General features: G+C 70.4%; 12 protein-coding genes and 1 pseudogene. 3 read left to right on the top strand and 10 right to left on the bottom strand.

Annotation, left to right across the window (positions count from 1 at the left end):
* Window positions 1-1,033 (top strand): NAD(P)-dependent oxidoreductase (locus Q0066_RS00005; RefSeq protein ID WP_298128754.1); only part of this gene is annotated, 1,033 nt, incomplete at its 5' end.
* Between the two features lie 18 nt (window positions 1,034-1,051).
* Here the strand turns inward: Q0066_RS00005 and Q0066_RS00010 are convergent.
* The 8 genes from Q0066_RS00010 to Q0066_RS00045 are packed head-to-tail and all read right to left on the bottom strand — an operon-like array spanning window position 1,052 to window position 10,044.
* Entirely contained in the window at window positions 1,052-2,143 is a 1,092-nt protein-coding gene (locus Q0066_RS00010; RefSeq protein ID WP_298128757.1) for a sialidase family protein, read from the bottom strand.
* 1 nt (window position 2,144) lies between these two features.
* On the bottom strand, window positions 2,145-2,831 hold the full coding sequence (locus Q0066_RS00015) for an N-acetylmannosamine-6-phosphate 2-epimerase (protein WP_298128759.1): 687 nt from the start codon (window positions 2,829-2,831) through the stop codon (window positions 2,145-2,147).
* Window positions 2,828-3,733, bottom strand: a complete 906-nt coding sequence (locus tag Q0066_RS00020) for an ROK family protein (protein ID WP_298128761.1) — start codon at window positions 3,731-3,733, stop codon at window positions 2,828-2,830. Before Q0066_RS00020 ends, Q0066_RS00015 begins: the two co-directional genes overlap by 4 nt.
* Before the next feature lie 8 nt (window positions 3,734-3,741).
* Window positions 3,742-4,653: a dihydrodipicolinate synthase family protein gene (locus tag Q0066_RS00025; RefSeq protein ID WP_298128763.1), complete on the bottom strand. Its 912-nt coding sequence runs from the start codon at window positions 4,651-4,653 to the stop codon at window positions 3,742-3,744.
* Window positions 4,653-5,453, bottom strand: a complete 801-nt coding sequence (locus Q0066_RS00030) for an ATP-binding cassette domain-containing protein (protein WP_298128765.1) — start codon at window positions 5,451-5,453, stop codon at window positions 4,653-4,655. Before Q0066_RS00030 ends, Q0066_RS00025 begins: the two co-directional genes overlap by 1 nt.
* On the bottom strand, window positions 5,450-7,417 hold the full coding sequence (locus Q0066_RS00035; RefSeq protein ID WP_298128767.1) for a dipeptide/oligopeptide/nickel ABC transporter permease/ATP-binding protein: 1,968 nt from the start codon (window positions 7,415-7,417) through the stop codon (window positions 5,450-5,452). The genes Q0066_RS00030 and Q0066_RS00035 overlap by 4 nt, the downstream gene beginning before the upstream one ends.
* Before the next feature lies 1 nt (window position 7,418).
* Window positions 7,419-8,384 carry an ABC transporter permease gene (locus Q0066_RS00040; RefSeq protein WP_298128769.1) on the bottom strand — a complete coding sequence of 322 codons (966 nt, stop codon included), beginning with the start codon at window positions 8,382-8,384 and terminating at the stop codon, window positions 7,419-7,421.
* 58 nt (window positions 8,385-8,442) lie between these two features.
* Entirely contained in the window at window positions 8,443-10,044 is a 1,602-nt protein-coding gene (locus tag Q0066_RS00045; RefSeq protein WP_298128772.1) for an ABC transporter substrate-binding protein, read from the bottom strand.
* A 79-nt stretch (window positions 10,045-10,123) separates the two neighbouring features.
* Here Q0066_RS00045 and Q0066_RS00050 point away from each other — a divergent pair, with 79 nt between their 5' ends.
* Together Q0066_RS00050 and Q0066_RS00055 are read left to right on the top strand one after the other, a co-directional pair.
* Window positions 10,124-10,849 (top strand): FCD domain-containing protein, encoded by a 726-nt coding sequence (locus tag Q0066_RS00050; RefSeq protein ID WP_298128774.1) that lies wholly within the window; start codon window positions 10,124-10,126, stop codon window positions 10,847-10,849.
* A 29-nt stretch (window positions 10,850-10,878) separates the two neighbouring features.
* Entirely contained in the window at window positions 10,879-12,663 is a 1,785-nt protein-coding gene (locus tag Q0066_RS00055) for a lipase family protein (RefSeq protein ID WP_298128775.1), read from the top strand.
* Window positions 12,664-12,775: 112 nt separating this feature from the next.
* Here Q0066_RS00055 and Q0066_RS00060 read toward each other — a convergent pair whose 3' ends face one another.
* Window positions 12,776-14,062 (bottom strand): F390 synthetase-related protein, encoded by a 1,287-nt coding sequence (locus Q0066_RS00060; protein ID WP_298128779.1) that lies wholly within the window; start codon window positions 14,060-14,062, stop codon window positions 12,776-12,778.
* Window positions 14,055-14,369: pseudogene (locus Q0066_RS00065) on the bottom strand (hypothetical protein); the annotation flags it as partial. The pseudogene Q0066_RS00065 and the gene Q0066_RS00060, both read right to left, overlap by 8 nt.

Raw genomic sequence — 14,369 nt, forward strand, 5'->3', positions numbered from 1 at the left:
GGGGACGGTTCCCTTGGGCACCGGGACGGTTCCCTTGGTCACCGGACTGTCCGGCTACGGTGAACGGATGCGGATCCTGGTCACCGGCAGCAACGGGTTCGTGGGCGGCCGGGTGGTGACGGCGGCCCGCGAGCGTGGCTGGCAGGTCATCGGGCTGGGACGGCGACCGCGTCCGGCGGTCGAGGTGGACGGCTATCAGCGGCATGACCTGGCCGACCCGTTGCGCCTCGACGAGACCGTGGACGCGGTGGTGCACTGTGCCGCGCTGGCCTCGCCCTGGGGGCGGCCTGAGGCCTATCGGCGGGCCAACGTGGACGGCACCCGGCACGTCCTGGAATGGGCTCGGGACCACGGCTCACCACCGGTGCACTACGTGTCGTCGTCCAGCGTCTTCTACACCCGCGCCGACCAGCTGGGGATCACCGAGCGCTCTCCCATTCCGGCGCCCGCGGACCAGATCAACATCTATTCGCGAAGCAAGCTGGCCGGGGAACGCCTGGTTGAGTCCTACCGGGGCCCTTGGAGCATCCTGCGTCCGCGGGCGGTCTTCGGCCCCGGCGACACCGTGCTGCTGCCGCGCGTGGTCACTGCGGCCCGAGCCGGACGGCTGCCGCTGCTGGTCCGCCGCGAGCCGGAGCCGGTGCTGACCGACCTGACCCATGTGGACGTGGTGGCGCACTATGTCGTCGAGGCGGTCGCCCGGGAGCTGACGGGTCCGGCCAACCTGACCAACGGTGAACCGGTCGAGCTGTACCCGTTCCTGTTCGGCCTCCTGGACGACCTGGGCCTGCCCCGACCGACCAGGCGGGTGCCGGTCGGCACGGCGATGGCGCTGGCGCGGGCGTCCGAGATCGCCTCCGCGACGATGCTCGGCTACCGCGAACCGCCGATCACCACCTTCGGGGTGTCGATGTTCGCCCACTCCAAGACCTTCGACATCACCCGTTGCCGCAGGCTGCTGGGGCCACCGCCGCTCACCGTCGAGCAGGGTCGGCGCAGTCTGGTCGACTGGTGGCGAGACGGCGGGTCCTGAGAAGTCGAGCGGCGTCCCTCACTCGGCGGTCACCGGCTCCCTTGCCGCGCCCGGGGTCCCGGGATTCGGCCGCAACGTGACGGCCGCGCCGGCCGGACCCACCTCGTCCGGCGCGATTCGGCAGAAGGTGAGGCCGGCGTAGTCGCCGTCCTCGTAGGCCACCCCGAGCGCGCCGTCGGCCAGTTCGGCGACCACCGAGTAGCCGGCCGCGCCGAGATCGAGCGGGACGGCCGGCGTCCAGGACGCACCCTCGTCGTCCGAGAGCCGCAGCACCAGCCGCCGTCGTCGCCGTTCGTCGTCCAGCAGCGTGCAGGCCAGCCGGGTGCCCCAGCGGGCCAGGCCGCCGTTGCACCCGGGGTCACGCAGCGCCTCGTCCGGCTCGGGCACGGTGAACGTGCCGCCGGCGTTTGCCGAGCTGGCCCAACGGCGGCGCGGCCGGGCCCGGGCATGCAGCAGCACGCGCCCGTCGGTCAGTTCGATCAGCTTGCCCTCGTCGCAGCCCGGCCCGACCCGGTCCCCCAGCTCCCAGGTCGCACCGCCGTCCCCGCTGAACGCCGCCGCCGCGAAGTCGGACGCCGTGGCCGGCTCGCGCAGCACGAACGGCTGCAACAACGCACCTGCCAGCACTCCGCGCCGTAGCGCGATGCCGTTGCCGGACGCCGCGAACATTCCGCCGGCCCAGTCCGGGGTCAGCTCACGGGTCAGTTCGCGATGCGTCCAGCTTTCGCCGTCGTCGTCGGACGTTGCCAGCCACAACTCCAGGCCGTCGCCCGGGCGAGCGGTGAAATAGCTGTGACCCCGGCTGGCCGCGTACCAGCACAGCAGCCGTCCGGTCGCCGGGTCGGCGATCAGGCTGGCGTCGCCGAAGCCGCGGCCCGGCTCGTGCCGGCGCAGCATCCGGGTCGCACCCCAGCTGCGGCCATGGTCGTCCGAGGTCCGGTACGCCAGGTCGAACGGCCCGGGCAGGTCACGCCAATCGGCCCGGACGTCCCAGGCCACCACCACCCGCCCGGTGCCGGTGACCGCCAGCGCCGGGATCCGGTAGCAGGGCCGCTCGGACGCCGCACCGGGCAGCGGATCGCCCGAGCGGGCCAGCCGGACGCATTCCACTTCAGAGCGCCGCCTCGGCGACAGCCGTCGCGAACCAGCCGGTGAGGGTCGCCGGGTGGGTGATCGCGGTGCCGACCACGACCGTCCAGGCGCCCAGCCGGATCGCTTCGGCGGCCTGCGCCGGCGCGTGCACCCGGCCCTCGACGAAGACCGGGCGATCGGCGAGCGCGAGCACCGCGCGGACACACTCCCAGTCCGGGCCGTCGGTCTTCGGTCGCTCGCCGGTATAGCCGGCCAGAGTGGTGCCCAGGACGTCGACCCCGGCGCGCTGGGCGGTCTCCGCGTCAGCGGCCGAACCGCAGTCGGCCATCACCAGCACGCCCGGGTGCGACTGTTTCAGCCCGGCCACGGTCTCCGCCAGGCTCAGTCCGTCGGGCCGCGGACGGCGGGTCCCGTCCAGTGCCACGATCTCGCAGCCGGTGTCGGCGACCGCTCGGGCGTCGGCCAGCGTGGGCGTGATGTAGACCCCTTCGGCACCCACCTTGACCAGGCCGATCAGCGGCACGTCGAGCACCGGCCGCATCGCCCGCAGGTCGTCCAGGCCCTTCGCCCGGATCGCCACCGCTCCGCCGGCGACCGCGGCCTGAGCCACCTGGGCCATGGTGCGCGGGTCGAGCATCGGCTCGCCCGGGTAGGCCTGGCAGGACACCACCAGCCCGCCCCGGATCCGGTTCAGCACGTCGTTCACGTCAGGGCTCCCTCATCGTCGTCGAACAGTCCGCGGGCCGCACCCAGCACGGCGGCAGCGACTCCCAATTCCGCCTTGACCAGCGGCGTCGCGAAGCCCGCCACCAGTTCGGCCCGGAACGCCTCGCGCAACGGACGCCACCACAGCTCCCCCGCCTCGGCGACCCCGCCGCCGATCACCACGCAGGACGGGTCGATGGTGGTCACCAGGCCCGCGATCGCCCGGCCCAACCCGACCGCAGCCGCCCGGACGACGGCAGCGGCGTCCGGGTCGCCGCGCCGGGCCAGCGTCAGGACCCCCCGCGCGTCCACCGAGTTACCGGTGGCCAACAGGTAGCTGCGGGCGATCGAAGGTCCGGCGGCCAGGGCCTCCAGATGGCCGTACCGCCCGCACGGGCAGCGCAGTCCGTCGGCGCCGACGGCGGGCACATGCCCGATCTCGCCGGCGGCACCGTGCGCGCCGCGCACCAGCCGTCCATCGATCAGCAGCGCTCCGCCGACCCCGGTGCCGACCGCCACCATCAGCACCGAGGAGTGTCCACGGGCCGCGCCGCACCAGGCCTCGCCGAGCAGGTGGGCGTCCACGTCGTTGTAGACCCGGATCGGCACCGACCGGGGCAATCGCGCGCTCAGGCCGGCGACGAGGTCGGTGCCGACCCAGCCGGTGAAGGTTTCGGTGGCCGAGATCACCCGGCCCGCGGCGTCCACGATGCCGGCGGTGCCGATCCCGACTCCGCCGATCGGGGTCTCGCCGGCGACCCGGGCCACGAGGCCCGCCACGACAGCCAGAACGGCGTCCGGACCCTCGGCGGCCGGCGTCGGAGCCTCCGCCCGGACGCCGAGCGTGCCGTCCGCTGCGACCAGCGCGGCAGCGGTCTTGGTGCCGCCGAGATCGATACCCACGACGGGCCTCACCGCAGACCGGCCTCCACGAGCAGGGCGGCGACGGCAGTCTTCTCCGCCTCGTCCAGGCCACGCAACGGTGCCGGCATGGCACCGGATTCGATCACGCCCAGCAGTTCGAGGGCGGCCTTGAAGGCGCCGATGCCGCCGGAGTCGGCGGAGCGGCCGATCGGCACCTCGACGATCCGGAACAGCCGTTCCAACCGGGCCTGCTCGGCGGCGGCCGCCATCCAGTCGCCGGACTGCGCGGCCCGCCAGAGCCGGACGTAGCCGGCCGGGTCGACGTTGGCCAGGCCCGGAACTGCGCCGTCGGCACCGAGCAGCGCCATCGCGTCGCAGATCACCTCGTGCCCGGTCAGCACCTGCAGCGGGCTGCCCGCCTCGGCGTTGCGGGCGACCAGTCGCCGGAACGACACGTCGTCGCCGGACGAGTCCTTGACCGCGCTGATCGCGCCGTCGGCAGCCAGGTCGAGCAGCAGGTCGGGGGTCAGCTTGCTGCCGACCCGGACGGGAACGTCGTAGGCCAGAACGGGAACGGACACTGCGGCCGCGACCAGCCGGAAGTGCTGCCGCACCTCGGCCGGGTCGTTCAACGCGTACAGCGGCGCGGTGACCACCACGCCGTCCGCGCCCAACTCGGCGGCCCGGCGCGCTTGTTCGATGACCCGGCGCGCGGTCAGGTCGACCGTGCCGACCACCACCGGCAGCCGGCCGGCCGCCCGGGTCACCACCCGCTCGGTCACCCGGTCGCGCTCGGCATCGGTCAGGTAGGCCACCTGGCCGGACGAGCCGAGAACGAACAGCCCGTCCGCCCCGGCCCCGATCAGGTGGTCGACCAGCCGGTCCAGGCTGGGCAGGTCCAGTCCGCCGTCCGGGGTCATCGGGGTGATCAGGGGCGGAACGACTCCGCTGAGACGCATCAAGATTCCTTGGGTCGCAAGAGGGAAGGAACCGCACCCAGCAGGGTGCGGGTGTACTCGTCCGCCGGGTTGGCGAACAACTGGCCGGCCGGCGCGCTCTCCACGATCCGGCCGCGGTTCATCACCGCGATCCGGTCCGAGACATGCCGGACGGTCGAGATGTCGTGACTGATGAACACCATGCCGAGCCCGAGCGCCTCCTTGAGGTCGGCGAGCAGATTCAGCACCTGCGCCCGCACCGACACATCGAGTGCCGAGGTGGGTTCGTCGGCGATGATGACATCGGGCTCGAGCGCCAGTGCCCGGGCGATCGCCACCCGTTGCCGCTGCCCGCCGGAGATCTGCCGTGGCATCACGTCCAGCGCCGACATCGGCAAGCCGACCAGCCGGAGCAACTCGCGCACCCGTTCCTCGCGCTGGTTGGGCTCGCCGACGTTGTGCACGTTGAGCGGGTCGAGCAACTGCTCCCGCACCACCATCCGGGGGTTGAGCGCGGTCGCCGGATCCTGGAAGACCACCGACACCGCCCGGCCCAGTTTTCGCCGCGCCGCTGCGTTGTAGCGCAGCGGCTCGCCCTTGAAGAGCACCTGTCCGGACGTCGCCGGCTGCAGCCCGACCAGCACCCGGGCCATCGTGGTCTTGCCCGAACCGGACTCGCCGACGATGCCGACGGTCTCACCACGGGAGATGCTGAAGCTCACCCCGTCGACGGCCCGGACGGTGCCCGGCCTGAACAGCCCGCCCGTCCGGGTCTTGTGCACCACATGCACGTCGACCAGTTCCATCACCGGTGTGGTCATGCACGCACCCCCTCGAGGTCTTCGCGTTGATCGGGATGAAGAGCCACCACGTGCTCGGTTCCCGGCAGGGTGACCAACTCGGGTCGGACGTCCAGTCCGACCCCGGGCCGGGACGACCGTGGCGCGAATCGGTCGCCGACCACGAACTCGCTCGGCGAGGGCACCACGCCGGGCACCTGGTGCAGCCGCCCGGAGCTGGCCTCGATCGACAGCACCGCGCCCAGCAGGCCGCGGGTGTACTCGTGCCGCGGGTCGATCAGCAGATCGCGGGTCGGCCCGGATTCGACCACCTGGCCCGCGTACATCACGGTGATCCGGTGCGCCACGCTGGCCACCAGGGCCAGATCGTGGGAGACGAACACCATCGCGAAGCCGAGCTTCTCACGCAGGTCGTTGAGCAACTCGATCACCTGCCGCTGCACCGTGACGTCGAGCGCCGTGGTGGGCTCGTCCGCGATCACCAGCTTGGGGTCGCGGGTGAGCGCCATCGCGATCAGCACCCGCTGCCGCTGTCCGCCGGACAGCTCGTGCGGATAGGACGCCAGAGTCCTGGCCGGATCGAGCCCGACCAGCTCGAGCAACTCCTCGGCGCTGCGGGTGCCGCCACGGCTGGTCAACTGCTTGAACTGCGCCTTGATCAGCATGGACGGGTTCAACGAGCTGAGCGCGTCCTGGTAGATCATCGCGATCTGATGGCCACGTAGCGCATTGTGCTGGGCAGGAGTCAACTGCAGCAGGTCGCGTCCCTCGAACAGGATCTCGCCACGCAACTCGGCAGCCTTCGGCAGCAGCCCCATGATCGCCATCGAGGTGATCGACTTGCCGCAGCCGGACTCGCCGACCAGACCCATCGTCTCGCCCGGTCGGACGCTGAACGACACGTGGTCGACCACGTCCACGTCGCCATGGGCCTCCGGGAATCGGATGCTGAGGTCCTTCACCTCGAGCAGCGGAGCCGCCGTTCCCGCGTAGACCAACCGATCGGTACGGGTGCGCTCGACCGCGGCCAACGCCGCCAGCCGATCGGCCAGCGGGACACCGGATTCGGCCGGGGCCACCGCCTCGACGGGTGCCGCCTGCTGCTCGACCGGATCGGCCAGCTTGACCTTGCGGCGCTGCTTCGGCGAAACCATCGCATCGGTCAGGCTCTCGGCCAGCACGTTCAGGGTCAACACGGTGACCAGGATCAGCAGGCCGGGAAAGAAGGTGGCCCACCAACCACCGATCAACAGCAGTTGCTTGCCGTCGGCGAGCACGTTGCCCCAGGAGGGCTCGGGTGGCCGGACGCCCGCGTTGATGAACGACAGCGAGGCCTCGAAGACGATCGCGTCGGCGACCAGCACGGTGGCGAACACCAGGATCGGTGCGATGCAGTTGCGCGCCACCTGTTTGCCGAGGATCCACCAGGTGCGGGCACCCATCACCCGGGACGCCGCCACGTAGTCCTCACCGAACTGGGCGAGCACGTTGGCGCGCACCACGCGGGCCAACTGCGGCGTGTACAGGAAGGCGATGGTGAAGATCAGCACCGGCAGCGAGCGTCCCCAAACCGCAACGAAGACCGCAGCCAGCGCGATGCCCGGGAAGCTCATCACGATGTCGAGAATGCGCATCAGGGTCTCGGAGACCGCCTTGTTGCCGGTGGCGGCGATCGAGCCCAGAACGGCCGCGGCGATCAGCGCGACCAGCGTGGCCAGGATGCCGATCAGCAGCGAATAGCGGCCGCCGTACAACACCCGCGCGAATACGTCGCGCCCGATCGCGTCGGTGCCGAACCACGCGTCGGGTCCGGGCGGCTGCGCCGGGACCGTGGTCAGGAACGGGTCATGGCTGGCGATCACCGGCGCCAGCAGGCAGGCCAGCACCAAGAGCACCAACACGACCAGCGAGAGCTGCGCCGGCACCGACAGCGCCCTCAGTCGCAGGCCCGGCTCGGCGAGCCGTTCGGCAAGAGTCCGTCGCACGTCACACCGTCCTGATCCGGGGGTTCACCAGCACATACAGCAGGTCGACGATGATGTTGATCACGATGAACGCGATCGCCACGGTGAGCGTGACGCCCTGCACCAGGTAGACGTCGTTGCGGGTGACCCCGTCCAGGATCAACTGCCCCATCGCCTGAATGTTGAAGATGATCTCGATGATCACCGCGCCGCCCATCAGGTAGCCGACCCGCAGACCGAGCACGGTGATCGGGGTGATCAGCGCGTTGCGCAGCACGTTGCGGCCGACCACCACCGCCTTGGGGACGCCCGCACCGATGGCCGTCCGGACGTAGTCGCGGTCGAGTTCCTCGACCATTGAGGTCCGGATCACCCGGGTGAGCGAGCCCGCAACCGGAATCGCCAAGGCGACCACCGGGAGGGTGACGTTGTTGATGTAGACGCCGGGATCCTCGGCGAACGGCACCCAATCCGAGATCACGGCCGGATACAGGCCGGCCCCGCCGGGCACGGTCGAGAGCCACTGGATCAACAGGATCGCGAGCCAGAACGACGGCGTGGCCAGCGCCGCGATGGAGACCACCCGGATCACCTGGTCGGGCCAGCGGTCCCGGTAGAGGGCGGCAAGCACGCCGAGCACCAGCGCGATCACGATGGCCAGCGCCAAGCCGATCAGGGTGAGCTGCAGCGTGATCGGGAACGCATGCGCGACGAATTCCGTCACCGGGACATTGCCGGCACTGACGCCCAGATCGCCCCGGATCAGCCCACCCAGGAACAACACGTAGCGGACGGGGAGCGGCTGGTCCAGGCCATGATCGGCGCGATACTGCGCCAGGGCTTCGGGTGACGCCGATTCACCCAGCGCCAACTGGGCCGGATCGACCGGCGAGAAGGCCATCACCAGGAAGACCAGCAGCGTCACCCCGAGCACCATGATCGGAAAGGCGATCAGGCGCCGTCCGATCAAGCGGATGACGGTCGTCATAGAAACTCCTCACCGGCGGCGTCCGGGCGCCACATTGCAACCCGGACGCCGCGCCCGGTCACTTGGTGGCGACGTCCAGGAAGGACAGGCCGGTCAGCGCGATCGGCTTGAAGCCGGTCAGCGTGTCGCTGTCGAAGCCGGTGGTCGACTTGCGGTGGAACAGCGGGTAGAGCGGAACCACCTCGCTGACCAGGTCGAAGACCTCGTTCCAGGCCTTCTGCTGGGCGTTGCCGGTCAGCTTGGTCGCGGCGTTCATCAGCGTCTGCACCTGCTTATAGGAGTCCTGTCCCTTCCAGTGCATGCGCTTGTCGGTCCAGGTGTCGCTGCCATACCACCAGCGCAGGGCGATGTCGGGATCGGGCCCGAAGACCGAGGGATCGCCAGGCGCGATGACGGCGTCGAACGCCTTCGGGTCGGCGTCGATGGTGGTGTAGACATCGGCCGACTTCTTCTCGGTGAAGTCGACGGTCAGCCCGGCCGCCTCGAGGTTCGACTTGATGATCGGCGTCGCCTTCTTCACCCAGGCGTGGTCGGTGCACAGCAGCCGGATCGACTTCAAACCGGTGGCCGCGAACAACGCCTTCGCCTTGCTGACATCGAGACGGTAGACGTTCGAGGCCCGGTGGTAGTTCGGGTGAGTCTCCTGCAGGAAGCTGGTGGCCGGGGTCGCATTGCCCAGATAGGCCGTCTTGACGATGTTCTCCATGTCCAGCGCCCAGAGGAAGCCCTGCCGGTTCCGGACGTTGTCGAACGGCGCCGACCCGCAGTTGAACATCGCGAACAGCAAGGAGAAGCCCTGCACCGACTCGACGGTCGAGGTGTTCTTCAGGGTCGCGATGGACAGATCGGGCACCAGGTCGATCGCCGAGACCGCCTTCGAGGTGAGCGCGTTCATCCGCGTGGCGTCGTCGGGCATCACCTTCCAGACCATCGAGTTGGCCTTGGCCGGCCGGGGCCCGGTATAGCCCTCGAATTTGGTGAAAACGACCTCCTTGGAGGTGGCCGAGTTGTCGATCATCTTGTACGGCCCGGTGCCGATCGGGTTGGCGTCGAATGCCTTCGGGTCGGCGGTGGCGGCCGCCTTCGGCACGATCTTGACCACCGCGATCCGCTCGGCGACCAGCGAGAACGGCTGTTTCAGCTTGATCGTGATCGTCTTGTCGTCCTTCTTCTCGACCTTGTCGAGGAAGGTGATGAAGCTGGCATACAGGCTGTTGTTGGCGGGGTCGAGCACCCGCTCGAAGCTGTACACGACGTCGTCGGTGGTGACCGGCGCGTCGTTGTGGAAGGTGGCGCCGTCGCGCAGGGTCACCTCGTAGGTCAGAGGGTTGACCTTCTTCGGCAGTTCCTTGCCGAGTGCCGCGTACACCTGGCGGTCACCAGTGGGCAGGATCTCGGTCAGCCCCTCCATCGTGTGCCAGTTCGCCGCCACGGTCAGCGCCGCGGTCGTGGTCATCGGATCGAATCCGTTCGTGCCCAGCTCGTACGAGATGGCCGCCTTGATGGTCGGCCCTGGCACGTTTGCGGCTCCACCGGAGTTGCGCTGGGACGGGCTCGTGCCGCAAGCGGAGAGCGTTCCAGCCACCGCGGCCGCCGCACCCATCACCCCGGCCAGCTTGAACAGACTCCGCCGGGACGTCACCGGCGCCAGGTTCGTCATGATATCTCCTATGATGTCGGACGTCTAATGTCTGACGTTGTGCAAATATAAGCACAACTTCGAGGCTGAGGAGAACCCCATGGTGAAAGAACGCGAGCCGTTGCGCCTCAGGCAGACCATTCAGGCACTGAAGGATCTCCTCCTGATCGAGGGCCTGCGCCCTGGGGATCCGCTGCCCACTGAGACCACGCTGACGGAACAGCTCGGCGTCTCGCGATCCATCCTCCGGGAGGCGATCCGCACCCTGGCCACCCTGGACATCCTGGAAGTCCGGCACGGCACCGGGACCTTCGTCGGCCAACTCTCCCTGCGTCCGTTGGTCGAGGGGCTGACCTTCAAGGGCGTCCTGCTACCCGGTGACGACTTCGAGTCGCTGCGCCAAGTGGTCGAGGTCAGGATCGGCCTCGATCTCGCCCTTGCTCCCGGCATCGTGACCCAGTTGGCCAGCGAGGGCGCCCCCGAGTTGGACGCGCTGTGCGACGAGATGACGCTGGCCGGCGCCCGCAATGCCGAGTTCAGCACCGCCGACCGAGCCTTCCACCTGGGCCTGGCCGAACGTGCCGACAACGATCTGTACAGCCAGCTGGTAGCCGCGTTCTGGGACATCCACACGATCGTCGCTCCGCGGCTGGGAGTGCCCAGTTCGCGCGACCTCACCAAGACCGCCCGCGCGCATCGGAATATGCTCGACGCCGCCCTGCGGGGCGACCTGGAGGCGTACCGGAACGCCGTCCAGTCCCACTACCGGCCGCTGCTGCGGTCGTTGCGGTCGGCCGAACTCTCACAAGGGGCCCAGCCGGCCTGAGAACTGCCCCGTCGCCCGTGAACTCGTCGATGAGCCGCATCCGTCCGTCGTTGTCGCGGCTCACCGTGCGGTCCCGAGGCGTGCGCGGCGTCCTGGGCGCTCTTGCGGCGGCACTGGGCGCGTCGATCGTCATCCGGCCCACCGCGTCCCTGGGTGTGCTCGCCGTGCTGATCGGGCTCGGTTGTGTGGTGACCGGCGTCCTTGAACTCGCGGCGGCGCGCGACCCGCAGGGCTTCGCACGCTCGCGAATGGCCATGGTCGCGCTCTGGGTCGCCGGCGGCATCGTGGTGCTGGTCGCGCCGGGGCTGACGGTGCGGGCGATCGCGGTCGCCGTCGGCGTGGGTCTGCTCATCAACGGAGCGCTCCAGGTGGTCAGCGGCTGCTCCGGCGCGATCAGCCGCGACGCGCGAGTGGCATCGGTGCTGTTGGGGCTGGCCTGGATCGGTTTCGGCGCATTGGCGCTCGCCTGGCCCGACATCACTCTGATCGTGGTCGGCATCGCCTTCGGCGCCCGGCTGATCATCGGCGGCATCGTGACCCTGTGGCACGCGATCCGCCCACCCGAACCGGCACCCACCAGCCCCGACACCGCATCTGCGGCCACACACCCCTGGCGTCGGACGGTCGCCGCGGCCGTCGCGCTCGCCGTGGCCGTCGCCGCCGGCACGGTCAGCGCGCTGATCCGGCAGGGCAGCCCGGTGGTGGACGTCTTCTACGCACCGCCGCGGGACGTGCCCGCCCAGGCGGGCCAGTTGATCCGCTTCGAACCGTTCGGACGCGGCGTGCCGGAAGGCGCCCAGGCCTGGCGGATCCTGTACACCACCACCGACGGCGACGGCGACCCCGCCGTGGCGAGCGGCCTGGTGGTGACGCCGCGCGACGGTGCCGGCGACTGGCCGGTGATCAACTGGCTGCACGGCACCACCGGGTTCGCCGAACAATGCGCACCCTCGCTACTGCCCGAGCCGTTCACGGCCGGCGCCCTGATGGTGCTGCCCCAGGTGATCGAACACGGCTGGGCGCTGGTGGCGACCGACTACCTGGGCCTGGGCACCGCCGGACCGCATCCCTATCTGATCGGCGTGCCGAGCGCACAGGCGGGTTTGGACGCCGTCCGCGCCGCCCGGCAGGTGAGTGAAGCGCGTCTCGGGGCGAAGACAGTGACCTGGGGTCACTCCCAGGGTGGCGGCGCCGCCTTGTGGACGGGTTCGCTGGCCGCCGAGTACGCGCCGGACGTGCCGCTGTCCGGGGTCGCGGCGATGGCTCCCGCCAGTGACCCGACGACCCTGATGGAGAATCTCGGCAACGTGAAGGGCGGATCGGTGTTCGCCTCCTACGCGGTCGCCGGCTACACCGCCTGGTATCCGGACGTGCGCGGGAGCGACTACATCCGGCCCGGCGCCGAGGGCATCACCCGCCAGTTGGCCGGCCGGTGCCTCAGCGAGCCGGCCATGCTGGCGTCCGTTCTGGTGGTGCTGGGGTTGTCGGCCGACCCGGACATCTTCGCCCGGTCGCCCCTGGAGGGCGCGTTCGGCGTCCGGCTTCAGCAGAACACGCCTCCCCCGACGGTCACGGCGCCGCTGCTGATCGCTCAGGGCGCCGCGGACAGCATCGTGCCGCGGCACGGCCAGGACGCGTTCGTCACCGGCCTGTGCGACGCCGGACAGCAGGTCGACTACCGCGTCTACGCCGGTGCCGACCACATGCCGCTGGTCGAGCCCGGCTCGGCGTTGATTCCGGAGTTGTTCGCCTGGACGACGGCCCGCTTCGGCGGCAAGCCGGTCGCCAAGGGATGCGTCCACACGAGTCGATGAGGCAGGTCCGCCGCTGCGCACACCACCGGACCGAACGAGCGTCGGTTCACCGCGTACTGCTGGGCGGCCTCGGGCGGGCGGACATTCTCGACGCCAGGGTCTGAGCCCCGCCCTAGCCTTCCCGGCGAACCCGGCGACGCTTCGCGGTTTGAGCCTCCACCGGCCAGGGCATGCCGAAGATCTGCGGCACCCGCAGGCCCCGCGAACGCAACAGCGCCTGCAACGCCAGATGCGCGGACGCCTGGGCGCGCTCAGGACGGACGGCCAGCCGCAGGCTGCCATCGGTCCGCTGCACCAACCGGAAATCGGCCACCACCGGGGCACCCAGGACGGCGGCCCGGATGAAATCCGCGAACAGCGGTCGGGTCTCCCCCGTCGCGGCGGTGAACTGCAGGACGTCGTCCGCCCGGCCCTCGATCCGGTCGATCGCGGTGAACACCGACCCACACGGGCAGTTCGCGGCACCCGGCACCAGAACGTCACCCAGCCGATAGCGAATGATCGCCTGGCTGGTTCGGTACAGGTCGGTGATGATCGGCACGAACCGGCCGCTGGCTTCGTCGATCACCTCACGTTCGAGGTGCACCAGGTCCTCGTTGAGGTGCAGGGTTCCGTGGGCGCAGCTGATCCCGAGGAATCCCTCGGTGGCCTGATAGACCTGCCGCAGCTGGACGCCGAAACCGGCCTCGACCCGCGCCGCCACATCGTCGTCGAGGACGTCGGCGATCGAGTAGACGACCTGGGGACGGAGCCGTCCGGAACCCACCTCGGGACGGGCGGCGAGGTCGTCCAGCACCTGTGGCGGGGCGGCCAGCACGGTGGGTGCGAAGTCGGTCAGCTGCTCGGCGATGGTGTCCGGGTCGAGCGCCAGGTCGACGTAGTGGAAGGCGATGCGTCCACCGTCGACCGCCTGGTAGAGCGGGCCGCCGGAGCGCAGCACGAGCGCCACCCGGGCCGGTTCGCGCAGGCTGGGCAGCGCCTTGGCCAGCACGGTGCCGGCCCAGCGGGCACGTTCGGCGGGTGAGGTCAGGAAGACCCCTTGGCGTCCGGACGTGCCCGACGAGAGCCCGACGCTGACGCCGGCCAGTGTGGCGTCGAAGCTGCGCCGGGCCTCGGCCTCGCGCGCCGCAACCAGACAATCGTCGAGGCTCAGCCCGCGATCGTTGAGGCCCTCGAAGTGCTCCAGCCATTCGGCCTTGTCGAGCACCGGAAACGCGTCCAGTTCGGGCGTCGGGACGTCGGCGTAGTACGGAAACACCTGGCGGGCCCGGCCGAGCACTCTCCCCAGCCGGCGGCGCTGGTACCGGTCCAACGCCTCTCGGCTGCCGAAACGGCGCAGCCGGGTGCCGAGCACTGCGCGCAGCACCTGCCATCGGTCGACCTGCAACTGCTCAGCCACGGCCACGGATCCGTTCGAGGCTGGCGGTGCAGTGCGACGGCACGATCGCGAGGTCGGGACGCTCCCGATGCAGCCGCGTCAGTTCGCGGACGACACCCTCGTACGCCTCCCGGTCACCGCGCAGCGGCGGCAGCGGCAGTTCGCCGTGGGTGAAGGCACGTTCGTTCCAGACGGCGTCCCCGACCAGCAGCACGCCGTCTGCGCCGGCACCCGGCAGCCACAAGCCGAGATGCCCGTCGGTATGGCCCGGCAGCGGCAGCACGAACGCGGTGCCGTCGCCGAACAGGTCGTAGCCGTTGCGCAGCCG

Source organism: Micropruina sp., assembly GCF_027492755.1.
Lineage (GTDB): Bacteria > Actinomycetota > Actinomycetes > Propionibacteriales > Propionibacteriaceae > Micropruina.